The following is a 24,117-nucleotide window of genomic DNA, read 5'->3' on the forward strand; positions in this document are numbered from 1 at the left end:
CGCCCCGGCCGGGGGCATCAGAACCCGCCGTCGCCGTCGTTTTGCTGCCAGGGTTTCACCAGGTTGCCGAAGCGGGTGAACTGGCCCTCGAAGCTGAGCTCTACCGTGCCGATCGGCCCGTGACGCTGCTTGCCGATGACCACCTCGGCGCGGCCGTGCAGACGCTCCATGTCCTCCTGCCACTTGGCCATGGCTTCCAGATCGTGATCGCCCGGCTTCTCGCGCTCCTTGTAGTATTCCTCGCGGAACACGAACATGACCACGTCGGCGTCCTGTTCGATCGACCCCGATTCCCGCAGGTCCGAGAGCTGGGGGCGCTTGTCCTCGCGGTTTTCCACCTGCCGCGAGAGCTGCGAGAGCGCGATCACCGGCACGTCGAGCTCCTTGGCGATGGCCTTCAAACCTTGCGTGATCTCGGAGACCTCGTTCACGCGGCTGTCCTTGGCGGTGGCGGGGCGGACGAGTTGGAGATAGTCGACGATCAGCACATCGAGCCCTTGCGTCCGCTTGAGCCGGCGCGCCCGGGCGGCGAGTTGGGAGATCGGCAGGGCGGGGGTGTCGTCGATGAAGATCGGGCAGGATTCGAGCGTCTTGGCGGCCTCGACGAAGCGGCGGAATTCGGCTTCGGTCATGTCGCCCCGGCGGATCTGTTCGGAGGGCACTTCGGCGGCTTCGGAGAGGATCCGCGCGGCGAGCTGTTCGGCGCTCATCTCCAGCGAGTAAAACCCCACGACGCCGCCCTCGACCGCGCCTTTCGAGCCATCCGGCAGGGGGCCCTTGCGGAAGGCCTTGGCGATGTTGAAGGCGATGTTGGTCGCGAGCGAGGTCTTGCCCATCGAGGGCCGCCCGGCGAGGATCAGAAGATCCGACTTGTGCAGCCCGCCGAGCTTCTTGTCCATGTCGATGAGCCCGGTGGAGATCCCCGCAAGGCCACCGTCGCGTTGATAGGCGGCGTTGGCCACGTTGACCGCATCGGTCACCGCGCGCAGGAAGGACTGGAAGCCGCCCTCGGTGTTGCCCTTCTCGGAGAGCTTGTAGAGCGCCTGTTCGGCCTCGACGATCTGTTCGGTCGGCTCGGAAGCCACATCGACCCGCGCGGCCTTGGAAGAGATGTCCTGCCCCAGCCCGATCAGCTCGCGGCGGATGGCGAGATCATAGATCATCTGGGCATATTCGCGCGCGGCAAAGCCCGAGACGGCCGCGCCCGAGAGCCGCGCCAGATAGGCCGGCCCGCCCAGCTCCTTGAGCCCCTCATCATCTTCGAGGAAGGCCGCGAGCGTCACCGGCGAGGCGAGGTTGTTCTTGGCGATCCGCGCCGAGGCGACCTCGTAGATGCGCTGGTGCACCGGGTCGTGGAAATGCTCCGGCTGCACGATCGCGGCGATCCGGTCGAAGATCTCGTTGTTGTTGAGGATCGCACCCAGAAGCTGCTGTTCGGCCTCGATGGAATGCGGAAGGGAGTCGGTGTCCTGGCCGGGCAGCCCGGCCGGATTGATGGCGGCAACTTCGTTCATGTCATTCCCCTTGAGGCCTGCTCTGATACGCAGCCCGTGGCGCGGTGGCAATCTGGGTATCTCGGTGCATGACCCTGTGGATAGCCTGTGGAGAGGTCCGTGGATCACCCGCCGCCCCGCGCGCGCGCCGCGCATCTTGTGGTGTTCTGCTCGTTTTATGCGAAATCTAGCCCGGCCCTCGATTCGACGCAATGACCCGGGGGGCAGTTGCCCACAGGCAGGTTGCGTCAGGCGCGGGCGCCGTGAGCGAAAGACTGCTCACATTGGACGGGCCTATTTGCCCACGGCGGGCGCCTTCAGCCCTTGCGCGCCTCCTGCCAGGCACGAGGGTCCTTCAGGAAGCTCTCGACCTCCGTCAGGGTTTGGGCGTCGAAGGCCTCGCGCTCGCGCGCGACCGCCAGCACATCCCACCAGGTGCACAGATGATGCAGCGCGACGCCGTGATCGCCCAGCGTCTTTTCCGTCTCCGGGAAGATGCCGTAATAGAAGATGACCGCCGTGTGCCCGCAGGTCGCCCCGGTCTCGCGGATCGCATCGACGAAGGAGAGCTTGGAGCCGCCGTCGGTGGTCAGATCCTCCACCAGCAGCACCCGCTGGCCCTCCGTCATCTCGCCCTCGATCCGCGCGTTGCGCCCGTAGCCCTTGGGCTTCTTGCGCACATAGCTCATCGGCAGGGCCATGCGTTCGGCCACCAGCGCGGCAAAGGGGATGCCCGCGGTCTCGCCACCGGCGATGTTGTCGAAGGCCTCGAAGCCCGCGTTGCGCATAACCGTGACGCAGAGGAAATCCATCAGCGTCGAGCGGATGCGCGGGTAGGAGATGAGCTTGCGGCAATCGATATAGGTGGGCGAGGGCAGGCCGGAGGCGAGGGTGAAGGGCTCCGCCGCGTTGAAATGCACCGCGCCGATCTCCAGAAGCATGCCTGCGCTCAGCCGCGCGATGTCTTCAGGGCTGGGGTAGCTGCTCGGGATCATGGGCTCGTGTCCTCTTGGATGTATTCGGTTTGGGGGCTCAGGCGTCGACGGACCAGTGGAGCGGGAACCCGGGATCGAACACGGTCACCGGGTCCTCGCCCGCCATGATCTTCTCGGGATAGCGCACAGGGCCGCCTTTGCGCAGGGTGATCGTCTCGGTGTTTTGCGGCAGGCCGTAGAAGGCGGGCCCGTTCTGGGAGGTGAAGCCCGCGAGCCGGTCGAGCGCGCCCTCTTCCTCGAAGACATGGGCGAGGATCGAGAGCGTGTTGGTCGCGGTGAAACAGCCGGCGCAACCGCAGGCGTGTTCCTTGAGCCGGTCGGGGTGGGGGGCGCTGTCGGTCCCCAGAAAGAAGCTCGGATCGCCCGAGGTCGCGGCGGCGCGCAGGGCCAGACGGTGCTCCTCGCGCTTGGCGACGGGAAGGCAATAGTAATGCGGCTTGATCCCGCCCACGAGCAGGTGGTTGCGGTTGATCACGAGGTGATGCGTGGTGATCGTCGCGCCGAGATCCGGCCCGCCGCTCCTGGCATAGTCGGCGCCCTCGCGCGTGGTGATATGCTCCATGACCACCTTGAGCCCCGGAACCGCCCGGCGCAGCGGATCGAGCACGGTGTCGATGAAAACGGCCTCGCGGTCGAAGATGTCGACCTCGCCCTGCGTCACCTCGCCATGCACGCAGAGCACGCAGCCGATCTCGGCCATCCGCTCCAGCACGCCGCGCACCTTGTCGAAATCGCGCACCCCGCTGGCGGAATTGGTGGTCGCGCCCGCCGGGTAGAGCTTGACCGCGCGGATGAGCCCGCTCTCATGGGCGAACGCCAGATCTTCGGGATCGGTATCTTCGGTGAGGTAGAGCGTCATGAGCGGCTCGAAACGCATCCCCTCGGGGAGCGCCGCCAGGATCCGGTCGCGATAGGCGCGCGCATCGCCGGAGGTCACAACCGGCGGTACGAGGTTCGGCATGATGATCGCCCGGGCGAAATGCCGCGCGGTTTCGGGCAGGACGGCCGCCATCATCGCGCCGTCGCGCAGGTGCAGGTGCCAGTCGTCGGGGCGGGGGATGATGAGCGCTTGCGTCATGGGCCCGGCTCTACTCGATTGTGCCGCGCGGGGCCAGTGGGCTTGTGGCGCCTCAGCTCTCCATATCGAGCGTAAGCGCATAGGCCGCCCGTTCCGTGGGCGTCAGCTCCAGCGCGAGGATCTCGTCGTAGAGCCGCGCCGTGGCCGGATCGCGCCGCAGCTCGGCGGCCTTGGCCGCGTGCCACGCCACCCCGTGCTCATGCCAGCGCGCCACGTCCGGCAGCGCCGTGAGCCGCCCCATCTCGGCCCGCAGGCGCGGCAGGTTGCGCTGGATCGAGCGGTCGCGGTGATAGGACCAGTCCATCCGGATCCAGTAGTTGCGCCCGATGCTGCGATCCACGTGGAGTGCCCGGCCGCGCGCGCGCTTGACGAGGAAGGCCTCGGCGGAGCGTAGCGCGTAGTGGTTGAGCTGCAAAAGGTCATACCCGATCGTCGCCTTGGACGAGCGCCAGCCGTTGCGCAGATAGGCGCGCGTGACATCCTTGCCCGAGCCGTTGACCCAGAGGCTCCGCGCCTCGAACCCCGGTTGCAGCTTGTTGGGCCGATGACAGCTCAGCTTGCCATAGGCGCCATCGTTGCGGAGCAGCGTCTTGAAGCCCCAGGCGGTATGCGGCTTGGGGCAGAAGCGCGGCGCGGCCAACTCGAATGTCTCGGTCACGAGCCCGCCGTCGAATGCCTCGATCCCGCCCGCGCCAAAGAGCCGCCAGGTCATGGCGACGCTGGTCGCGTCCGGGACATGGGCGCGAAATGCCGCAAGCGTGCCGTCGCCGCAGTGCACGTTGACGAACTCGTCCACGTCGATGTGCAGGATCCACTCCGCCCGCCGCAGGATCGGCTCGCGCCGCGCGATATTGAGCGCGTGTTGCTGCGGGGACTTGCCGCGCCAGTTCGAATTGTCCCGGTGCTCCACGATCCCGGCGGCTTGGAGCGCGTTCAAAAGCTCCGCCGTCCCGTCGCTGCAATCATTGGTGTAGATGAGAAACCCGTCGACGCCGAGCGCGCGGTGGTGGGCGATCCATTCGAGTATATAGGGCGCTTCGTTCTTCATGCAGGCGACGATGACCGTCCCGCTGCTGCCTTCGCCAGGCGGGGCGCGGGGGACTTCGGGGAAGGCGGGGCTGGCGGCCTCCTCCGGGCCGAGCGCGTCATGGGGGCGAAAGGGTGAGCGCGAGAGGTGGCGCGCCTGAAGGTAGACCGCCTCGGGCAGCTTTTCGGCGGCGTCGTCGGAGAGCGCGGCGGCGATCTCGCGCGCGGCTTCGCGCTGGGCGCGGCGCGCCTGCCGGGTGGCGGCGTCGATCCGCGGCAGAATCGCGGCCACGTATTGCGTCGCGCGGAACCCGGGCTCGGGGCGCGGGTCGCGCCATGGGGCCAGAGGCGCGTGGGGCGGATCGGCAAAGCGGGCGGTGACCTGCCACAGGTCTTCGCAGGAGAGTTCACGCGCGGTCTCATCGGGCGGGCTGGCGAGCAACCGGTGCAGCCGCTGGAGCAGCGGCGCGGGAATGGTCTGGCCCCGGGCGATGAGCCGGTGGAGCAGCGCGTTGACCTCCAGCCCGCGGGCCAGTGCAAGCCGCGTGAGCGGGGCGGGGCGCGCCGGTGGCAGCACCGGCTCGGGCCGGACGGGCAGGGCGAAGGCCTCGGCCAGCTCGGCGCGCAGCGCGGCCGGATCCTCGGGCCCCGGCGTCGGGCGCAGATGCACCGCGCCCGCGCCGAACTGCCCGGCCCAGAACCGCGCAAGCGCCTCGGTATCGAGCCAATGCGGCGGGGCCTCGATATCGGGAAAGCGGGTCTCGTCGCGGGCGATCTCCGCGCGCAGCGCCAGCGCAGCCTCCCACCATGACGGCGCCTCCAGCAGGGCGATGTCCCGCGACAGGGGCGCGGTGCGGCCCGCCACAATCTGCCCGCGCAGCACGTCGAGCAACAGCGCGGCGGGCGCGCGGCTGTGGATCAGCACCTCGATCTGCGCCGCGCCGTCGAACAGCGCGGCAAGGCGAGCGAGGTCCGCCGGGTCGTGCAGCGTGGCGAGATGGGGCGTGCTGAGGATGACGTGCTGGGGTTGGGCGGCGGCGATCTCGGCGCGGAGCTTGGCGGCCAGCTCGCCATGGAGCGCGGCCTGCGCCGCCGGATCGCCATGCCCGCGCCGGGCCCGCAAGCTGCCACGCTCGCCGCTCACCGCGAGGAACAGCCGCGTGTGGCTCGCCTCGCCCGGCCATGTGGGATAGAGCACGCCCTTGCGCGCGAGGCGCGACCGGCTGGCCGCAAGGCTGCGCTCCATCGCCTGCGTCACGGCGCCGTCGAGCCCGATATGGAGCGTGATTTTCACCGGGCAGCGCCCGGCGCGCGGCGCGTCACGCCAGCCGCTCCAGCAAGGCCAGCTCAGGCCGCGTCAGCTCCGGCGCCGCGCGCAGGGCCCGCGCCAGCGCGGCAACCTCCGGGTCCGCCATCAACCGATCGCACAGCGCGCGATGCGCCGCCACCGCCGCGTCGTGACAGGCCCCGATCCGCCCGCGGGCCTTGAGCGCCGCCATCGCCGCCAGAAGCCGGGGTTGGAGCGACAGCATCGCCCGATCCTCGCGCGCGCCGTCATTGCGATCCTGCCAGTACTCGGTCTCGAAGGCGCGCCCCGCGCGGTTCACATCGCCCCGGTCGGTCTTGACGATATAGCTGTCGAGCGAGCGCAGCGCGTAGTGGTTGAGGCTGGCGAAGGCGCGCGCGCCATGGGCGGGAAACTTGCGCATGCGCGTCTTGGTCTCGGCCAGCAGGAACGGCCGGGGCACCGGCCGCCCCGCCCCGTCGGTCCAGCGCGGGGACGGGCCGTCGCCGTTGCGCAAGAAGGGCCGGTGCGCGCCGAAATACTGGACCGCGAGATCGCTGCGAAACAGCGTCTTGACCTCTTGGGCGAGCTCATCGGTCCAGACGTCGGGATCGTGGGTCCGGGTGAACTGGCCGGTGACGGGCGCATCGTCGAACCGGTCGATCCCGCCATTGGCAAAGAAGCGGAAAGTGAGCGAGATGGCCTCGGGCGCGCCGCAGGCGGCGATCAGCGCCGGGAAGGTCCCGTCGCCCACCGAGATATGCGCGAATTCGTCCACGTCCGACACCCAGATCCAGTCCGCCTCCCGCACCACAGGCTGCTTTTGCGCATCGCGCAGCGCTTCCATCTGGTAGTTGCGCCCCTGTGCGGGGTTGGGCAGATGCTGCACCAGCCCGTCCTCCGCCATCGCGTCGAGGAGCTCCGCCGTCCCGTCCGTGCAATCGTTGGAGTAGAACACGAAGTCGGTCACGCCGAGCATTCGGTTGAACGCCACCCATTCCACCAGGAAGGGCCCTTCGTTCTTGACGCAGGTGACGGCGGTGATGCGCATGGCCTAGAAAAACGCCTGAAGCCCGGTCTGGGCCCGGCCGAGGATCAGCGCGTGGATATCATGCGTGCCCTCATAGGTGTTGACGGTCTCGAGGTTGATCATGTGGCGCATGACCGGAAAGGCGTCGGAGATGCCGTTGCCGCCGTGCATGTCGCGCGCCGTGCGGGCGATCTCGAGCGCCTTGCCGCAGTTGTTGCGCTTGATCAGCGAGATGGTCTCGGGCGCGGCGGTTCCCGCCTCCATCATCCGGCCCGTGGCGAGCGCGGCCGACAGCCCGAGGGCGATCTCGGTCTGCATGTCGGCGAGCTTTTTCTGGAAGAGCTGGGTCTGGGCGAGGGGGCGGCCGAACTGCTTGCGGTCGAGCCCGTATTGCCGCGCGGCGTGCCAGCAGGCCTCCGCCGCGCCCATCGCGCCCCAGGCGATGCCGTAGCGCGCGCGGTTGAGACAGCCGAAGGGGCCCTTGAGCCCCTCGACCCCGGGCAGGAGCGCGTCCTCGCCGACCTCCACATCCCGCAGCACGATCTCGCCTGTGGTCGAGGCGCGCAGCGACAGTTTGCCTTCGATCTTGGGGGCCGAGAGCCCGGGCATGCCCTTCTCCAGCACGAAGCCGCGGATCGCGCCGCCGTGGGCCTCGGATTTCGCCCAGATGACGAAGACATCGGCGAAGGGGCTGTTGGAGATCCACGTCTTTGCGCCGTTCAGCACGTAGCCCGCATCGGCTTTGCGCGCGGTGGTGCGCATGCCCGCCGGGTCCGAGCCTGCGTCCGGCTCGGTGAGGCCGAAACAGCCGATGAGCGCGCCGGAGATGAGGCCGGGGAGGTAGCGCGCGTGTTGCTCGGGGCTGCCGTAGGCGTGGATCGGGTAGAGCACCAGCGAGGATTGCACGCTCATCATCGACCGGTAGCCCGAATCGATGCGCTCGATCTCGCGCGCGATGAGCCCGTAGGCGACGTAGCCAAGGCCCAGCCCGCCCGCGCTTTCGGGCAGCGTCACGCCCAGAAGCCCGGCCTCGCCCATCAGCGGAAAGAGCTCCGGCGCCGCGGCCTCCTCGCGGTAGGCGGCGGTCACGCGCGGGGCAAGCTCGGCCTCGGCAAAGCGCCGGGCGGCCTCGCGCAGCAGGCGCTCATCCTCGGTCAGCTGGTCTTCGAGCCGCAGCGGATCGGCCCAGTCGAAGGGGCCGAGCGCGGGCGCATCCTTGGCGCGGATATCGGTCGTTGCACTCACGGCAGTCAGCCCTCCGGCAGTTTCCGGCACAGGCTAACCCGAAGCGGCGGGGCGCTTCAATCGGCCCATGGGAAAGCGGCGCGAAACCGGCTAAGCTTGGGGCCTGAGCACAAGGCGCATCCAGCGGACGGGGGCGAGATGACGACGATTTCAATGCAGGTGAACGGCAAGGCGGTTTCGGGCAATGTCGAGGGGCGCACGCTTCTGGTCGGGTTCCTGCGCGATCACCTCGGGCTCACGGGGACGCATGTGGGCTGCGACACCAGCCAATGCGGCGCCTGCGTCGTCCATGTGGACGGGCTCGCGGTCAAGGCCTGCACGATGTTCGCCGCCGAGGCCGAGGGCGCGGAGGTCACGACGATCGAGGGGATGGCCGAGCCGGGCGCCCCGCTCGGGCCCATCCAGCAGGCGTTTCAGGATCACCACGGGCTGCAATGCGGCTTCTGCACGCCGGGCATGGTGATGTCGGCGGCGGCGCTTTTGCGCGAGGTGCCGCGGCCAAGCGAGGCGCAGGTGCGCGATTATCTGGAGGGCAATCTCTGCCGCTGCACCGGGTATCACAACATCGTCCGGGCGATCCTCGCCGCGGCCGAGACGCGCGGACCCCAGGGCGAGGCGCAGGCATGAGACAGGCGAGGGGGCGAGCCCATGTATGATGTCGAGATCACCCGGCCGCTGACGCTGGAGGCTGCACTGCGGCTGCTGGAGGAGGCGCCCGACGGGCAGGTGCTGGCAGGTGGCCAGACGCTCATTCCGACGCTCAAACAGCGGCTGGCGGCGCCCGAGCTACTGGTCAGCCTTGGCCGGATCGAGGACCTGCGCGGCGTCTCGCACCAGCCCGGCATGCTCGTGATCGGCGCGGCGACGACCCACGCCACCGTGGCGCGCGATGCGGCGGAGGCCTATCCGGCGCTGGCCGCGCTCGCGGGCGGGATCGGCGATCCGGCGGTGCGCAATCGCGGCACGATCGGCGGCTCGCTGGCCAACAACGACCCGGCCGCTTGCTACCCCGCCGCGGTGCTCGCCTCCGGGGCGACCATCGTGACCAGCGCGCGCGAAATCGCCGCGGAAGAGTTCTTCGACGGGCTCTTCACCACCGCGCTGGACGAGGGCGAGATCATCACCGCGGTCCGCGTGCCCGTCCCCCGCGCCGCGGCCTATCTCAAATTCGCCCAACCGGCCTCGCGCTTCGCCCTCGCGGGCGTCTTTGTCGCGGTCTTCGATGCGGGCGTGCGCGTTGCGGTGACCGGCGCGGGAGACGACGGCGTGTTTCGCTGGGAGGAGGCCGAGGCCGCGCTTGATCGTCGCTTCGATCCCGAGGCGCTCGCGCCGCTTGCGCTCGATGAAGACGCGATCATGGGCGACATCCACGCCGGGCCCGCCTATCGCGCCCATCTGGTCAAGCTGCTCACCCGCCGCGCCGTGGACGAACTGCTCCGGAACGCCGCGCCGGGCGCGCTCCGGGGCTGAAATGACGTTGCGTGACGCGCGCGCCTTGCCTCGAATGACGTAAGGGTGCGCCCGGCCCGCCGGACTTGCGCAACGCGCAAAATCCCAACATTTTGGGGGCGGAGACAAAAATAAGTGGTCAGAGCCGCTCAGGGAGGGGAACGATGGGTTTCACAAGCATCGCGGACAAACACGCGCTGGAACAGGAGATGTCGTGGGAAGAGCGAGATCTGCCCAAGACGATGTACGAGTTCCTCAGCCGGGCGAAGGATCTTTACGGGCCGCGCAACGCGATGTCCTATCAGCTCACCTCCAGCCCCAAGGACAAGGGCGAGACCTTCACCTGGGCCGAGATGCACGAGAAAAGCATCCAGGCCGCGAACCTCTTCCGCGCCCTCGGCGTGGGCGAGAGTGACACGGTCGCCTATGTGCTGCCCAACTGTTCGGAGACGGCCTTCACCCTCTTGGGCGGGACGATCGCGGGCATCGCCGCGCCGATCAACCCGTTGCTCGATGCCGAACAGATTGGCGCGATCCTGCGCGAGACCAAGGCCAAGGTCGTCGTTACCCTGCGCAGCTTTCCCAAGACGGATGTCTCCCAACAGGTCGCCGAGGCGGTGGCGCTTGCGCCCAATGTCGAGACCGTGCTGGAGGTGGACCTGCTGCGTTACCTCTCGGGGATCAAGAAATTCATCGTCCCGCTCATCCGGCCCAAGGGCGGCATGAGCCATCAGGCCAAGGTCCTGTCCTTCAACGCCGAACTCGCCAAACAGCCCAGGACGCTTCAATTCGCCGATAGCGCGGGTGACCGCGTCGCCGCCTATTTCCACACCGGCGGCACCACCGGCATGCCCAAGGTCGCGCAGCACAAGTATTCGGGCATGATCTACAACGGCTGGCTCGGCGACGAGATGCTCTTCACGCCCGATGACGTCACCATCTGCCCGCTGCCGCTGTTCCACGTCTTTGCCTGCCATGTGATCCTGATGGCGATGATCGCCTCGGGCTCGCATGTGGTCTTCCCGACGCCGCAGGGCTACCGGGGCGAGGGGGTGTTCGACAATTTCTGGAAGCTGATCGAACGCTGGCAGGTGACCTTCATCATCACCGTGCCGACCGCGATCTCGGCCCTCATGCAGCGCCCGATCGACGCCGATGTCTCCTCGGTCAAGACCTCGTTCTCAGGCTCCGCGCCGCTGCCGCTTGAACTCTTCAAGCGCTTCGAGGCGGCGACGGGCGTGGCCATCGTCGAGGGCTACGGGCTCACCGAGGCGACCTGTCTCGTCGCGATCAACCCGCCCTTCGGGCTCAAGAAGGTCGGCTCCTGCGGCATCCCGTTCCCCTATACCGACGTCAAGATCATCAAGCAGACCAACAACGGCCCGGTCGAATGCGGGCCCGATGAGATCGGCGAGATCTGCGTCTCCAACCCCGGCGTTTATGCGGGCCACACCTACACCGAGGCGGAAAAGAACGTCGATCTCTACTATTATGAGAAATACCTGCGAACCGGCGATCTCGGCCGCATCGACGAGGACGATTACCTCTGGATCACCGGCCGCCAGAAGGACCTGATCATCCGCGGTGGCCACAACATCGACCCCGCCGAAATCGAGGAAGCGCTGCTCGGCCACGAGGCCGTCGCCTTTGCCGGGGCCATCGGCCAGCCGGACAGCTATGCGGGCGAGATGCCTTGCGCCTATGTCGAGTTGGTCGCCGGCGCGAAAGTCAGCGAAGAGGAGCTGATCAAGTTCGCCTGCGATCATATCCACGAACGCGCGGCCTTCCCCAAACATCTCGAAATCCTCGATGAGCTGCCCAAGACCGCCGTCGGCAAGGTTTTCAAACCCGACCTGCGCAAAAGCGCGATCACGCGGATCTACAACGCCGCGCTCGAAAAGGCGGGGCTGGAGACGCGGGTGATCGAGGTGGTCGATGACAAGAAGCGCGGCCTCGTGGCCCGGCTCGGCCGGGGCAGCGGCGCCGACGACGCGGCGGTCATGACCGTTTTGGGCAACTTCACCCGCCCCTGGGAATGGGCGGACTGAGCGCGCGCAACGCCTCAGCGCCCCGCAGTGCCGATCAAATGCTCCTGGAGGTCTCTTCGGGAGCATTCTCGTTTGACGGCCCGCGCGACATTGCCGCGCTAAAGCTCCAGACACAGCGGACAGTGGTCCGAGACTTCGGGCTCGTAGATCACCTCGAACGCGCGCACGAGCCGCGCGTCATTCACCAGCATGTAATCCGCGAACCGTCCGGGTTTCCTGTACTGCGACGTGCGCGTGCTCTCGAAGCCGCGTCCGGTGACCAGCTCCGTCAACCCGGCATCCGCGAGGATCGACAGGGTTTCGCTGCCTGGCTCCACATTGAAATCCCCGCAGACCACGATCGCATCCTCCGGCTGGGAGAGCTGACGCGACATATCGCGAAGCCGCCTGGCTTGCGCCGCGCGCGGAGGGGTATCCATCTTGCCGCCAAGATCGCGCAACCCGTGCATATGGGTGACGCTGACCGCCCGGTTTGCCGCCCCGTCATATACCCTGACCCCATGCGCGCTGCGGGATCGAGGGTGGTCCCCGTAGCCATCCGCCGAGAAATCCTTGTGCACGAAACCCTGAACCTGTCCGATGATCGGCAAGGACCGATGCACGAAACTCGCGAGCCCCCACTGCGACGGGATCGCGGCGTCCTCGTCCCACAGAACGCCCTGCGCGGCGGGGCAGAAGATCGCGACATGATCCGGCAGGACCGCACAAACATCGCGGAAGAAATTCGCGCGCTGCGGCAAGACATGATCGCCGTCACGATAGGTCAGCCAGTCCTTTTCGGAAGCCGGGCTGTGAACAACCTCCTGAAGGCAAAGCACCTCGGGCGCGGTGGTCGCGAGATAGGGCAGGAGCACATGATGCAACCGACCGCCCCATCCGTTCAGGCACATTATCTTCACGACCGGTCTCCTTCCTCACGCAAGATCCATAGTCCACGCAAATAAAGACCGTCGCAACCGGGGTAGTGGCCCAGCCGCCTCCTGCCGGGGACCCGACAGCGTAGGGCCGGCACCCCGCCGCGATGTCTTGACCTCACGCCGCCCCATTCCCCACCGATTTGCAATTGCAGCGCTTTCCCGTTTGTCCTATAGCCTGCCCAGCACGCACCTGTAGCTCAGCTGGATAGAGCGCTGCCCTCCGAAGGCAGAGGCCAGAGGTTCGAATCCTCTCAGGTGCGCCATTCACCCCCCGCCCAGAGTTTGCAGAGCATTGGCCGTCGAGCCTGCGATCCGATGGCGGTCCGGCGATGGCAAGAGGCTGTGCGGTCTTCCGCCGCCCCGTGGGGGCAAAGGCAATCCCGGCCCGCTGTGACGCGGACCGGGTTCTTTCGTTCCAACCTAAAAATGTCGGCGATGCGAAACGCGGGCTCGCAAGCGCCGCAGCCGCAGAAACCGCGACGCCGGGTGACCCTAATCGCGAGACGGAAATTGCCCGACGGTGGCCAGGCAGAACCGCAAGACCTCATAGGGCTGCATGTTGCTCACGGGTTGCCCCTGGCCGCTGCTGGAGATCGAGCTGCTGGACATTTGCTGATTTGGCGTGCTGGCAACGTAAGTCGAGGCGCGGTTGGTGTCGGCCAGGACATTGCCGGAGGGGGATGCTGCATTGGCTGTCGCGGAAGAGGCATTCAGCGCATGGCTGTGAGGCGGCATTTGCCCGACGCTCAAGGTGTGTTGTTCAGCACCGGCACGTTGCCCCATCGGACGTTGGGTCAACCCGGGCCCTCGTCCTGTGTGCATCGGCACACGGCCGCGCAGATCCGGGAGCCCGAACGAAACTCTTCCGTCACCGCCAAAGGTTGTGCCGTAAAGCGCAAAGAGCGCCTCATTTCGTACGATTTCGAGCAATTGCCCACTCGCTTCTACCCACCCACGGGGGCAAAACGGATAGCCGACCATCATGATTTCACCGATGTAGGGCGTAGATCCTGCGTGACCGGGCGTTGCAAGACCGGTTGAGAGGCCGATCGACAGGATGGAGGCGGAAAGAAATTGAGAAATTCGTGGCATACCAGGTTCTCCTTGGTGTCCTTTGCCAACGGGGATCCCGCAGGCCAATTAAATTTTCAAAATGCGTCAGGAAAACTCAGGGCCGGGCGTGCCGGCGCCTGACAAGAGCCAATCCACCGAGCCCCGCGAGCAACAGCGGCAATCCGGCGGGAAGCGGAACTACAGTCGTGACAGGCGGATCGCCGAGCAAATCGAAAGTCAGCGAATAGGTCGACAAATGGGCCGACGAGTCGAAACCGATCCCCCCCTCGCTTTTGCCCTCCATCAACAGCGCAGACACCGGCGTTCCCAGTGCGGCGCCATCGCTGATTTGAGTGCCAAAGCCTGGCGCGCTGAAAATTTCAATCTCCGGGCCGCCAATGCTGCCGAAACCGCCCAATGCGTAGACGGCCTCTACCCCGCTATCAGAGCCGGCATGAATGATATCGCCGGTGAGGCTCACGCCGGAAATCTGACGAGTCGATGGTGCATCCACCGAGGCGACGAAATCCAAAAAGAATTTGAAAAAGGCGCCGTCGGCGACCAACGTAATGCTCGGGTCGAACGTCGCTGTGAGTGTTACGGATGATGCGGTTGCGGACGTTGAGATGAGCACTTCTGAGGGAGCGACTTCCCTGTCTTCAGGATAGCTGGCGACATCGGATAAGTCTAGAAACGCAAAGGTGCCGAAGGTGACGTCACCTTCGGTCACGGACCCTCCTCCGAGCAGACTCGACAGAGTTACGGAGGCGGCCTGGGCGGGGCAGGTTGCAAGTGAGATGATGAATGCCATGGCGGCAGTTCGCAAAAACATGAGTGATGGTTCCTTCATAAAAATAAAATTCCGCGGCGACCGCGTGTCCCTTGGAGCATCCTATCGCTTTGAAAATATGTATTTTTTAAAAAGGTTTAACTGGCTACAAGGCGAAATGCTCAGCATTAAACTACACAAGAAACGGTGATTTGGCAATTTTATTTACCCCCTCGCCGGGGCGCGTCGCTTGCAACTCAGAGCCCGCAGGGCAAACGCGCGATGTGCCCGACGTGTCCTGTTTCAGCCATGCGACTTCCGCCCCCTCTCGGATGGCCAGTGATTTCGGCCAGATCATCGCGGCCATGCGCCTGACCACGGCGATCCAACACAGCAACGCAAGCGATCACCAGCCCAAGGGCAGGCAGCTTTCGAGAGAAGATGATGGTGCCCCCACACGGACTCGAACCGCGGACCTACTGATTACAAATCAGTTGCTCTACCAGCTGAGCTATAGGGGCAGTGGCGCGTTCTTACTAAGGGCGAGGCGGGCTCGCAAGGGGGATTTGGGCGCGAGCGGGCGGGAAAATCTCATCGGCTGGAGCGGGCGAGCAGGAGGACAGCGGCGAGGCCCACGAGCACGACGAGGATCGCCGCGGGGGAGGCGTCGCCGAGGTTTTCGAGGCTGGCCTGTTCGTAGACACGGGTGGAGAGCGTGCTGAAGTTGAACGGGCGCAGGAGCAGCGTTGCCGGGAGTTCCTTCACGCAATCGACGAAAACCAGCAGAAGCGCCGAGAGGGTCGAGCCGCGGATGAGGGGCAGGTAGATCTCTACCAGTGTCCGGCCGCGGGTGCGCCCCAGCGAGCGGGCCGCGAGGGGCAGGGATTTGGGGATCTGGCTCATGGCCGCGTCCGCCGCGCCCTGGGCGATGGCGAAGAAGCGCAGGGAATAGGCGAGGATCAGGGCGGCGGAGGTGCCGGTCAGGATGAGGCCGGGATCCCAGCCGGTCAGGGCGAGGATGCCGTCGGCCACGCGTTGGTCGAGCGCGGCGAGGGGCAGCAGGATGCCGACCGCGAGCACCGCGCCGGGGGCGGCGTAGCCGATCGTGGTAATGGGGAGCAGGGCCTGGGGCAGGCGGCGGCCGGAGAGGCGCACGCCGTAGACCATGAAGAGCGCGGCGGCGACGGTCAGGCACGCGGCGGTGCCCGCGACGAAGAGGGTGTTCATGGTCGCCCGCAGGAGCGAGGCGTCGCGCCAGTAGTCCATGTTGGAGGCCGCGTGCGAGGCGACGACGCCGAAGGGCAGCACGAAGCCGGTGGTGAAGGGCAGCGCGCAGAGCAGCGTCGCGGCGCCGGCGCGCGCGCCGCGCAGGCGGACCGGTGCGATCGGGCTCAGCTTGCCGGTGACCGCATAGGTCCGGATCCGGCGGCGCGAGGCTTTCTCGGCGAGGATGAGGAACACGACGAGCCCGAGGATCACGCTCGCGATCTGGGCCGCACCGGCGGCGTTGTTGGCTTCGAGCCAGGTGGTGAAGATGCCGGTGGTCAGGGTCTGGACCGCGAAGTAATCCACCGTGCCGAAATCGTTGATCGTCTCCATCATGACGATCGCGGTGCCGGCCACGACGGCGGGCCGGGCGAGCGGCAGCCCGACGCTGAGGAACCGCCGCCAGGAGCGCGCGCCGAGCGAGCGGGCGACCTCATCGGCCTGGGCCGACTGGTCGCGGAAGGCCGCGCGGGCCAGCAGGTAGACATAGGGGAAGAGTGCCGAGGCGAGCACGATGATCGCGCCGCCCATGCTGCGGATTTCGGGGAACCAGTAGTCGCGCGCCGAGGACCAGCCGAAGAGGAGGCGCAGCCGGGTCTGGACCGGGCCTGCGTATTCGAGGAAATCCACCAGCGCGTAGGCCCCCACATAGGCCGGGATGCCGAGCGGCAGCAGCAGCAGCCATTCGAACGCGCGCGCGCCGGGAAAGCGGTAGCGCACGATGCACCAGGCCGCCGCCGTCCCGAAGAGCGCGGAGAGCAGCCCCGTGCCGCTCATGAGCACGAGCGAGTTGCGCAGGTAGCGGGGCAGGGTGGTCGAGACCAGGTGTCCCCAGATGTTTTCCGTCGGGGTCAGCGCGAGCCAGATGACCGCGAGGATCGGCATCAGCACGACGCCCGCGATGAGCGCGGCGCCGAGCGACCAGGGGTTGGGCCGGAGCAAACCGGACAGCGACATGCGGGAGTTCCACGACGGATCGACCATCCCGCACTCGTGCCGCATCCGCGCGGGGCTGTCCAGCATCGGCGGCGAGGCGCGCAGCGGTGCGATTGCCTTCGCGGGGCGCATTGGCTACCTCTGGGCCATGACACGCCCGCAGGCCCGGCTCCCCTGATGAAGATCGTCACGCATATCGGCGCGCATGAGACCGACCGGGGCCGGTTGCTCAATTGCCTGCTGCGCAATGCCGGGATGCTGCGCGAGCGCGGGGTCGAGGTGCCGCGGCCCTCGGTCTACCGGCGCTACCTGCTGGGCGTCCTTTCGGCGATGACCGAAGCGCCCGAGGCCGATGCCCATCTGCGGCGCGAGATGCAGGATCTCTTCCTGCCCGAAGGCGGGTGCGCCCGGCTGATCCTGGCCAACAGCAGCTTCGCCTGCCGCCCCAAGGACATCTTCCGCGGCGGGCGGCTCTATGGCGCGGCAGCGGCCCGGATGCGGAATTTCGCGCGGGTTTTTCCCGACTGCGCGTTCGAGATCCATCTCGGCGTCTCCAGCATGGCCCACTTCATCCCGGCGCTGGTGACCACCTATCCGCATTTCGGCTACGGCGAGTTCCTCAACGGCGCCGATCCCGCGCGCCTGAGCTGGGTGCCGCTTTTGCGGGATCTGCGCGCCGCGCTGCCCGAGGCCGGGCTGACCGTCTGGTGCGATGAAGAAACGCCGCTGATCTGGAGCGATCTGATGCACGCGATCACCGGGCTGGGGCCCGACGTGCCGATGGAGGGGGAGCTGGAGATGCTCCAGGAGCTCCTGCCCGAAGAGGTGCTCGCGCGTCTCGTCCGGTTCCTTGCGGCCCATCCGCCCAAAGACCCGGCGCGGCGGCATCGCATCATCGAGGCCTATCTGTCGCGCGCGGCGCTGGACGAGAAGCTGGAGCTGGAGGTGGAGCTGCCGGGCTGGGACGATCGGCTCATCGACGTGCTCCACGGCGCCTATGCCCGCGATTTGGACACCATCGCCGTCATGCCGGGGGTGCGCTTCATCAGCGCCTGAGCCGCGTCACTCGCAGCCAAGCACCGCGTCGAGGCTCTCGGGCCCGCTGTAGGGGCCGAGGATGCGCGAGGTGATACGCGCGCCGTCAAACCGCGTCGCCATGACGGTGCGCCAATCGGCATCGGCGGTGATCATCTCTGTGATCCCGCCACAGGCCCGGATGCCGCCGGCGATGAACGGCCAGCCTATCCGGTGATTGGTCAGACCCTGCGCCGTCGCCAGCTCGACCAGCGTCCCACCCTCAACCCGCCAGATCCGCAGCACACGCGCCAAATGCGGCCGGTCGATATAAGCGATCTCGGCCCGGCCATCCCCGTCCAGATCGGCGATGCCGACCGGCGCGAGCCACCGGTTGCGCTGCCCGATGAAGGGGGTCGCGGCGATCTCGCCCGCCGTGCCAAAGATCGCCAGCCGCGCGCCCAGCCGGTGATCGGACTCGACCACCACCACCTCGGGCGCCCCATCGCCATCCACATCCACAAGCCGCGGCGCGATGTCCTCAAACACTCGGGTCTGCGGCAATCGAATGAGGATGCTGCGCCCGTCCGAAAGCGCCAACCGCAGCGCGCCCCATTCGATATCGTCCCCAAGAACGCCATGAGCATATCGCGACGTGGGCTCGGCATAGTCCGCGCGCTCGATCCGCGCCGGGCTCCCGGCATGGGCGGCAAACGCCCCACCCAGAGCCGCCGCCACCAGCCACAGGCGCAAATGCCGGGCCGCGCGGCGGGCAAGACGGGGCCAGAGGCGCAACGCCGGTCGCCGCGCTTCCCGAAGCCGGGGCCCGCGCGCGCGTTCTGGCATCAGATCTGCTTTTCCGGCATGTGCACCACAAGCCCGTCCAGCGCGTCGCTCACCTTGATCTGACAGGTCAGCCGCGAGCGCGCCGGATCGGGCTCGTAGGCAAAATCGAGCATGTCCTCTTCCATGTCGTCCATCGCCGGCAGCTTCTCGACCCAGGCCGCATCGACATAGACATGACAGGTCGAACAAGCACAGGCCCCGCCGCAATCGGCCTCGATCCCCGGGATCCCGTTGTCCCGCGCGCCTTCCATCACGGTCAACCCGTTGGCCACATCGACCTCGTGGCTGGTCCCGTCGTGTTCGATATAGGTAATTTTCGCCATCGGGCCCTCGTCCTTTCTTCGCACTCGCGCGTGGTCATATCCCGCCGCGCCACGCTCTCCAACCCCATACGCACCCTCGCCACCGCCGCGCGCGCCGCTTTGCGTCTTTTCCGCCGCGCCGCTTCCGGCATGTCTCGACAGAGCGGCAGAAGTATGAAAAATCCCCCTCGCGCGGCCCCGTAGCTCAACTGGATAGAGCAGCTGACTTCTAATCAGCAGGCTGAGGGTTCGAGTCCTTCCGGGGTCGCCAGATATTCAGCATGTGCCAACGAACGAAAAATGTGCGCAAAATGCGGGCCCTTCGTGCGCACCCTTTTCCAGAAAAAGTTTCACGCTGCGAAAAGATCGCTCGCAAGCTACGGGCGGAAAATGGTTTTCTTCAGCGGACTACGTCTTGGGGTGCCTCCTACGACCTGACAGATACAGTTGCTAGCCAATTGTCCAGTTTTCTGGGACCACTTCAGCTCAGAGTTTTTCGAGGAAGCGCTGCACCTTTTCGGTGCGGTGGAGGTCGACATGGGTGACGACCCAGATGGGGGCGGACCAGTCGTCGGACGGGGGCAGGATCTCGATCAGCTCGGGGTCGGGGGCGGCGTGGTGCTCGCTGAGAAAGCCGATGCCGATGCCATCCTTCACGGCTGTGCTCAGGACCAGAGGGTCCGTCACCTTGATCAGCATCGTGCCCGCGCCGAGGGTGTCGCGCATCCAGCGGGCGAAGGGCATCCGGCTGGCATCGTCTTTGGTCCCGACGAAGCTGTGACCCTCCAGATTGCCGAGATCCGGCCGCCCGCGCCGGCGGACATAGTCGCGGCTGGCATAGAGGCCGAAGCGCAGGGTGCGGAAGAGCTTGACGACGTAGTCCTGCGTCTCCGGTTTCGGCCCGGCGCGAAAGGCGACATGGGCCTCGCCGTGTTCGAGGCGGGCCAGATCGGCTGTGGCCGCGAACTCCAGCTCGATCTCCGGGTGCTCGTCATGAAACGCGCGCAGCGCCGGCATGATCAACGGCGCAGTTCCCGTCAGCGCCGTCACCACGAGCTTGCCCGACAGCCGGCCCGAGCGGCCCCGGTTGCGGCCGGCAAGATCGGCGAACATCTCGTCGGCGCGGGCGGCGACCTCCAGCATCTCCTGCCCGCTTTCGGTCAATGTGTAGCCGCGCGCGTGCCGCTGGAACAGCTTGGTCTGAAACGCGCCTTCCAGCGTATCGACGTGCCGGTTCACCGTCGCCCTGTGCACCCCGAGCGCCTCCGCCGCCGCGCTGACGGTGCCATGGCGGGCGAGCATGAGCGCGGTTCTGAGTTCGGTCCAATGCTGCATGGGGCCATGTCTAGCAGGTCGGACATGTCGCATCAACGCGCATATGATGCGCAATTCGATATCTGGTGCGCATATCATGCCGGTGTCACTATTGTCTCAAACGCCAACACAAGATAACGGACAACACCCGCAATGACATATCTCTCGATCGCCCTTCGCGCCCTCTTGACCCTCGCCTTCGTCGCAGCAGGCGGCGCCAAACTCGCCGGTGTGGACATGATGGTCGCAACCTACGACGCCATCGGCCTCGGCCAGTGGTTCCGCTACCTCACCGGCATCGTCGAGATCGCCGGCGCGGTTCTGCTCTGGCTGCCCCGCCGCCAGGTTGTGGGCGCGGGCCTGCTCGGCGCCACGATGGTCGGCGCGGCGCTGGCGCACCTGGTCGTTCTCGGCCCGTCCGCCGTCCCCGCCATCGTCCTCGGCCTGCTCAGCGCCGGTGTCCTCTACATCCACCGCGCCCAGATCCCCGCCTACCTCAGCCGCGCCTGAACAGCGCGCGATCAGCACAAGGAACATGCTCATGAAACTCCTCGCTTTCGCGGCCACCAACAGCCGCATCTCCATCAATCGCACCCTCGTCGAATACGCCGCAGGGCGCCTTGGGGCCACGGTCCTGCCGGACGCCGAAGTCACGCTTCTCGACCTTAACACCTTCGAAATGCCGATCTACTCCGTCGACCGCGAGGCCGCCTCGGGCATCCCGCAGGCCGCCCGGGACTTCCACGACGCGATTGGCGACGCGGACGCGGTTCTGGTCTCCTTCGCCGAGCACAACGGCTCGGTCACCTCGGCCTGGAAGAACCTCTTCGACTGGATGAGCCGGATTGACGCGCAGGTCTGGCAAGGCAAGCCGGTCATCTTCCTCGCCGCCACCCCGGGGCCACGCGCCGGTGCGGGCGTGCTCGGCCAGCAGGCGCAGTTGGCGCCGTACTTCGGGGCCGACCTGCGCGGTGTGCAGGGGATCGGCACTTGGGGCGAGGCCTGGGACGCCGAGACCGGATCGCTCAGCCGGCCCGAGGACATCGCCGCGCTGGACGCCACCCTTTCGGGGCTGGTCGCGGCACCGGCGCAAAAGGGAGCGGCGGCATGACCGCCGCAGGCGCGCCGAAGCTCGTCATCGTCGGGGGTGGCTATCTGGGCAGTGATCTGGCGAAATCGCTGGACGCGGTGATGGACGTCACCCTCATCGAGCGCGCCAGCCACTTCACCCACGCCCCCGCGATGATCCGCGCCATGGTTGACCCGGCGCTGCTGGACCGGGCGCTGATCCCCTATGATGGGCTGCTCTCGCGCGGGCGGGTGATCCGGGGCGAGGCCGCGTCGGTCGATGGCGGCGGCGTGACCCTGACGGACGGCACGCGGATCGCGGGCGACTACATCGTGCTGGCGACCGGCTCGGCCAACGCGGCCCCGTTCAAATCCGCGACCGGTGACATCGAGGGCCTGCGCGCGGACGCCGCGCGCTGGAACGCCGCCTTGCGCGGCGCGTCCCGGGTGCTGATCATCGGCGCCGGGGCGGTCGGGACGGAACTGGCCGGCGAGATCGCCCATGCCCACCCCGACAAAACCGTCACACTGGTCGCCAGCGACCCGGCGCTCTTCCCCGGGTTTCCCGCCAAGCTCGGCGCCTCGCTGGCCGCCAAGCTTCAGGCGATGGGCGTCAAGGTCATCACCGGCGCCCGAGCCGCCTCCTTGCCGGGGCGCGACCAGCCGGAGGGCGGCACCGTCACCCTGTCGAACGGGGCGGCGATCGAGGCTGACCTGATCGTCCCGGCCGTGGGCTCGCGCCCGCTGACCTCCGTGGCGGATACGCTTCCGGACGTGGGCCGCGCCGCCGATGGCCGCGTCGCGGTCGATGGCTACCTGCGCCCGTCCTCCCTGCCGAATGTCTTCGCTGCCGGAGACATCGCCGCCGCAGGCGACGCGATGACCATCGTCGCCATATCGCGCCAGAAACCGTGGCTGGAGAAGACCCTGAAATCCCTCGCCGGAGGCAAACGGATCGAAGGTCTCAAACCCTACGCGCCATGGGGCGAGAAGGCCCCGATCCTCGTCCCGCTGGGGCCGCGGCGCGGCAGTTCCTACCTGATGGTCGCGACCCTCGGCGATTGGGTCACGCGGATGATGAAGGGCCGCGACCTCTTCTTGACCAAGTACAACAAGCTTCTGGGGCGCGCCTGACCGCGCCGCCGGATACGGTTTGGAACGAAACCTCTCCTCGGTTGGTTTGTGTGACAGCAGAGCAAAGGGAGAGCCGATGTTACACCAATCGAGCACACTGCCGGACCCGCCGCGCGCGGCATCTCGCCAGCAGGCGATTGGCGCCCTCGACAACTCGCTGAACGAGCACAGTGCCCATGGCCTTGGGGCCACGGGCCGCTCGCTCAACGGGCGAGGCGTGTTCTCCAAGCTCCAGCCTGCCCAGCCGCCGGGCCAGACACCCGGCATGGGCAAGGCCCGATCCCAGTCGGGCACGCAACCGAGCAGCCGTAAATCCGAAAAGGAGACTTGATATGCCGACGACAGTTGGAACCGAAAACAATGCCGCCGATCTGGTGAAGAACCTTTTGGTTCTGGAGTACGACGCCATCGCCGCCTATGACGCGACGATCGAGCGCCTCGACAGCGCCGAGTACCGCAAGCAGGTGGAAAGCTTTCGCCGCGACCACGAGACCCATGTGCAGGAGCTTGGCCAGATCGCGGACAGCATCGGCGTCGAGAAGCCGACCGAGGGCGACATGAAGCAGTGGCTCACCACCGGCAAGGTCGCGCTGGCCAACATCGCGGGCGATGACGCCGTGCTCAAGGCGATGAAGACCAACGAGGACGAGACGGTCAGCGCCTATGAACAGGCGCTCAGCAACTCCGTGACCGATCCCCGGCTGCGCCCGGTGATCGAAAAGGGCCTCGCCGACGAGCGTCGGCACCGGGCCTGGATGGAAACCGCGCAAGCCTGAGGCGCCAGAACTTCGGGCCGGCACCGCGTGCCGGCCCGTAGCAGCTCAAGCCAGGGTCGCTTTCCTCAGACCCCTTGCCAGCTTTGGCCGACCGCAGGTTGGCGGCACTTCACCAAACGCCCGCGCCGCCGCTCGCCGCAATGGGCCGCTTGTCTCAAACCCTGAGCTGATGCTGCTCGATCGGGCACTCGGAAGCTATGCCGTTCTGGCCGAGCGTCGCGCGTATGCCCCCACCGAGACCAGACATCGCGGTCAGGTCTCGCCCCGGTTGCCCTGACCTCGGCGCGTCCGGGCGCCGACCGCCAGACAGGGGCGGAGGCCTCGAGATCGGGCGGCTCGAACTGAAATGCTTGGTAAATTCGTTAACGTGGTGTAACCAATGATGACGATTTACTTTAGTTTTGAGGTCCCAATGAAATTCTCAAGTATTATCCTTTCCGTATCGGCGGCACTTTTCGCGGGCGCGGTGAACGCTGCGACTGTCACCCTCTCGCCGACGGCGGATGGCGATGTTCAGGTCCACGGCGGCGATGTCTTCAATACGACGGACGGTGTTCTCTCGTTCGTCCAATCCGGTGCTTTGATACGCAATGCGATCATGGAGTTCGATCTGAGCTCCATTGTGGACACGGCAACGATCAACAGCGCTACGTTGACCATCACGCTGACCCAGTTCGTCTCCGATCTCGGGTCTACCGCCGCGATTGATCTCTTCGCCTATAATGGCAACGGTGCCGTTGATATCGATGATTACGATGCAGCCGGTACCCAGGTCGCTGACACAACGACCCCGACGGGTGGCGTGGCAGGGGACACCAGGTCGTTCAGTTTTTCAACCGTCGCCCCGATCACCAGCGCGCTGTCGGGCAATCTGCTGACGTTGCGGCTGGAGACTGACAATTTCGCGACTATCTTTTTTGGCGCACTGGAAAACACGACGATTGATGCCGCCGCGCTGACCATCGACTATACCGGCCCGTCCGCTGTCCCGCTGCCTGCGGGGCTGCCGCTTTTGCTTGTGGGGCTTGGCGGTCTCGCGGCTCTGCGGCGAGGCAAGGGCGCCTAGCGCTGCC

At 66.8% G+C, this 24,117-nt stretch carries 24 protein-coding genes and 3 tRNA genes; 13 read left to right on the forward strand and 14 right to left on the reverse strand.

Annotated features, from left to right (window positions below; all coding sequences use genetic code 11):
* Positions 1–17 precede the first annotated feature (17 nt).
* From BM353_RS01905 to BM353_RS01930, 6 genes are all read right to left on the reverse strand, one after another.
* Positions 18–1,514 carry a replicative DNA helicase gene (locus BM353_RS01905; RefSeq protein ID WP_092076042.1) on the reverse strand — a complete coding sequence of 499 codons (1,497 nt, stop codon included), beginning with the start codon at positions 1,512–1,514 and terminating at the stop codon, positions 18–20.
* Between the two features lie 296 nt (positions 1,515–1,810).
* Positions 1,811–2,488 carry an orotate phosphoribosyltransferase gene (locus BM353_RS01910; RefSeq protein WP_092076044.1) on the reverse strand — a complete coding sequence of 226 codons (678 nt, stop codon included), beginning with the start codon at positions 2,486–2,488 and terminating at the stop codon, positions 1,811–1,813.
* Positions 2,489–2,525: 37 nt separating this feature from the next.
* The gene (pyrC, locus tag BM353_RS01915) at positions 2,526–3,566 is read right to left on the reverse strand and encodes a dihydroorotase (protein ID WP_092076046.1); all 1,041 of its coding nucleotides are present in this window, start codon (positions 3,564–3,566) and stop codon (positions 2,526–2,528) included.
* 52 nt (positions 3,567–3,618) lie between these two features.
* On the reverse strand, positions 3,619–5,886 hold the full coding sequence (locus tag BM353_RS01920; RefSeq protein ID WP_092076048.1) for a glycosyltransferase family 2 protein: 2,268 nt from the start codon (positions 5,884–5,886) through the stop codon (positions 3,619–3,621).
* A gap of 25 nt (positions 5,887–5,911) precedes the next feature.
* A complete protein-coding gene (locus BM353_RS01925) occupies positions 5,912–6,928 on the reverse strand; it encodes a glycosyltransferase family 2 protein (RefSeq protein WP_092076050.1) in 1,017 nt (338 codons plus the stop codon).
* A 3-nt stretch (positions 6,929–6,931) separates the two neighbouring features.
* Entirely contained in the window at positions 6,932–8,152 is a 1,221-nt protein-coding gene (locus tag BM353_RS01930) for an acyl-CoA dehydrogenase (RefSeq protein ID WP_177220426.1), read from the reverse strand.
* Positions 8,153–8,290: 138 nt separating this feature from the next.
* Between BM353_RS01930 and BM353_RS01935 the strand changes: the two genes are divergently transcribed.
* The 3 genes from BM353_RS01935 (at position 8,291) to BM353_RS01945 (ending at position 11,649) form a co-directional block, all read left to right on the forward strand.
* The gene (locus BM353_RS01935; RefSeq protein WP_092076052.1) at positions 8,291–8,779 is read left to right on the forward strand and encodes a (2Fe-2S)-binding protein; all 489 of its coding nucleotides are present in this window, start codon (positions 8,291–8,293) and stop codon (positions 8,777–8,779) included.
* A gap of 21 nt (positions 8,780–8,800) precedes the next feature.
* The gene (locus BM353_RS01940; RefSeq protein ID WP_092076054.1) at positions 8,801–9,622 is read left to right on the forward strand and encodes an FAD binding domain-containing protein; all 822 of its coding nucleotides are present in this window, start codon (positions 8,801–8,803) and stop codon (positions 9,620–9,622) included.
* Positions 9,623–9,765: 143 nt separating this feature from the next.
* Positions 9,766–11,649: an acyl-CoA synthetase gene (locus BM353_RS01945; protein WP_092076056.1), complete on the forward strand. Its 1,884-nt coding sequence runs from the start codon at positions 9,766–9,768 to the stop codon at positions 11,647–11,649.
* Positions 11,650–11,747: 98 nt separating this feature from the next.
* On the opposite strand, the gene BM353_RS01950 is transcribed toward BM353_RS01945, so the two are convergent.
* Complete coding sequence (locus tag BM353_RS01950) at positions 11,748–12,539, reverse strand: endonuclease/exonuclease/phosphatase family protein (RefSeq protein WP_245759539.1); 792 nt, start codon at positions 12,537–12,539, stop codon at positions 11,748–11,750.
* 213 nt (positions 12,540–12,752) lie between these two features.
* On the opposite strand from BM353_RS01950, the gene BM353_RS01955 reads away from it, so the two are divergent.
* Positions 12,753–12,829 (forward strand) — tRNA-Arg (locus tag BM353_RS01955).
* A 229-nt stretch (positions 12,830–13,058) separates the two neighbouring features.
* Here BM353_RS01955 and BM353_RS01960 read toward each other — a convergent pair.
* Together BM353_RS01960 and BM353_RS01965 are read right to left on the reverse strand one after the other, a co-directional pair.
* Entirely contained in the window at positions 13,059–13,658 is a 600-nt protein-coding gene (locus BM353_RS01960) for a phage tail protein (RefSeq protein ID WP_092076060.1), read from the reverse strand.
* 76 nt (positions 13,659–13,734) lie between these two features.
* Positions 13,735–14,430 carry a VPLPA-CTERM sorting domain-containing protein gene (locus BM353_RS01965; protein ID WP_177220427.1) on the reverse strand — a complete coding sequence of 232 codons (696 nt, stop codon included), beginning with the start codon at positions 14,428–14,430 and terminating at the stop codon, positions 13,735–13,737.
* On the opposite strand from BM353_RS01965, the gene BM353_RS16840 reads away from it, so the two are divergent.
* Positions 14,417–14,599: a hypothetical protein gene (locus BM353_RS16840; RefSeq protein WP_177220428.1), complete on the forward strand. Its 183-nt coding sequence runs from the start codon at positions 14,417–14,419 to the stop codon at positions 14,597–14,599. The genes BM353_RS01965 and BM353_RS16840 overlap by 14 nt on opposite strands.
* 234 nt (positions 14,600–14,833) lie before the next feature.
* Here the strand turns inward: BM353_RS16840 and BM353_RS01970 are convergent.
* Positions 14,834–14,909: transfer RNA gene (locus tag BM353_RS01970), tRNA-Thr, on the reverse strand.
* A 70-nt stretch (positions 14,910–14,979) separates the two neighbouring features.
* Complete coding sequence (locus BM353_RS01975; RefSeq protein WP_425439381.1) at positions 14,980–16,638, reverse strand: ABC transporter permease; 1,659 nt, start codon at positions 16,636–16,638, stop codon at positions 14,980–14,982.
* A gap of 129 nt (positions 16,639–16,767) precedes the next feature.
* Here BM353_RS01975 and BM353_RS01985 point away from each other — a divergent pair, with 129 nt between their 5' ends.
* Positions 16,768–17,646 carry a hypothetical protein gene (locus BM353_RS01985; protein ID WP_092076068.1) on the forward strand — a complete coding sequence of 293 codons (879 nt, stop codon included), beginning with the start codon at positions 16,768–16,770 and terminating at the stop codon, positions 17,644–17,646.
* 6 nt (positions 17,647–17,652) lie between these two features.
* Here BM353_RS01985 and BM353_RS01990 read toward each other — a convergent pair whose 3' ends face one another.
* Entirely contained in the window at positions 17,653–18,450 is a 798-nt protein-coding gene (locus BM353_RS01990) for an FG-GAP repeat domain-containing protein (protein ID WP_092076070.1), read from the reverse strand.
* Positions 18,450–18,773, reverse strand: coding sequence for a 2Fe-2S iron-sulfur cluster-binding protein (locus tag BM353_RS01995; protein ID WP_092076072.1), 324 nt, complete (start codon positions 18,771–18,773; stop codon positions 18,450–18,452). The genes BM353_RS01990 and BM353_RS01995 overlap by 1 nt, the downstream gene beginning before the upstream one ends.
* 173 nt (positions 18,774–18,946) lie before the next feature.
* Here BM353_RS01995 and BM353_RS02000 point away from each other — a divergent pair.
* Positions 18,947–19,023: transfer RNA gene (locus tag BM353_RS02000), tRNA-Arg, on the forward strand.
* A 215-nt stretch (positions 19,024–19,238) separates the two neighbouring features.
* Here the strand turns inward: BM353_RS02000 and BM353_RS02005 are convergent.
* Positions 19,239–20,087 carry a LysR family transcriptional regulator gene (locus BM353_RS02005; protein WP_092076074.1) on the reverse strand — a complete coding sequence of 283 codons (849 nt, stop codon included), beginning with the start codon at positions 20,085–20,087 and terminating at the stop codon, positions 19,239–19,241.
* Positions 20,088–20,219: 132 nt separating this feature from the next.
* Between BM353_RS02005 and BM353_RS02010 the strand changes: the two genes are divergently transcribed.
* The 6 genes from BM353_RS02010 to BM353_RS02035 all read left to right on the forward strand — a co-directional run bounded on the left by BM353_RS02010 (position 20,220) and on the right by BM353_RS02035 (position 24,110).
* Entirely contained in the window at positions 20,220–20,576 is a 357-nt protein-coding gene (locus tag BM353_RS02010; protein WP_092076076.1) for a DoxX family protein, read from the forward strand.
* A 31-nt stretch (positions 20,577–20,607) separates the two neighbouring features.
* Positions 20,608–21,177 carry an NADPH-dependent FMN reductase gene (locus BM353_RS02015; protein WP_092076475.1) on the forward strand — a complete coding sequence of 190 codons (570 nt, stop codon included), beginning with the start codon at positions 20,608–20,610 and terminating at the stop codon, positions 21,175–21,177.
* Positions 21,174–22,268, forward strand: a complete 1,095-nt coding sequence (locus tag BM353_RS02020; RefSeq protein WP_092076078.1) for an NAD(P)/FAD-dependent oxidoreductase — start codon at positions 21,174–21,176, stop codon at positions 22,266–22,268. Before BM353_RS02015 ends, BM353_RS02020 begins: the two co-directional genes overlap by 4 nt.
* 76 nt (positions 22,269–22,344) lie before the next feature.
* A complete protein-coding gene (locus BM353_RS02025; RefSeq protein WP_092076080.1) occupies positions 22,345–22,599 on the forward strand; it encodes a hypothetical protein in 255 nt (84 codons plus the stop codon).
* A 1-nt stretch (position 22,600) separates the two neighbouring features.
* Positions 22,601–23,044 carry a DUF892 family protein gene (locus BM353_RS02030; RefSeq protein WP_092076082.1) on the forward strand — a complete coding sequence of 148 codons (444 nt, stop codon included), beginning with the start codon at positions 22,601–22,603 and terminating at the stop codon, positions 23,042–23,044.
* A 379-nt stretch (positions 23,045–23,423) separates the two neighbouring features.
* Entirely contained in the window at positions 23,424–24,110 is a 687-nt protein-coding gene (locus tag BM353_RS02035; protein ID WP_092076084.1) for a VPLPA-CTERM sorting domain-containing protein, read from the forward strand.
* The last annotated feature ends 7 nt before the right edge of the window (positions 24,111–24,117 follow it).

The organism is Poseidonocella sedimentorum, from assembly GCF_900116005.1.
Classification (GTDB): domain Bacteria; phylum Pseudomonadota; class Alphaproteobacteria; order Rhodobacterales; family Rhodobacteraceae; genus Poseidonocella; species Poseidonocella sedimentorum.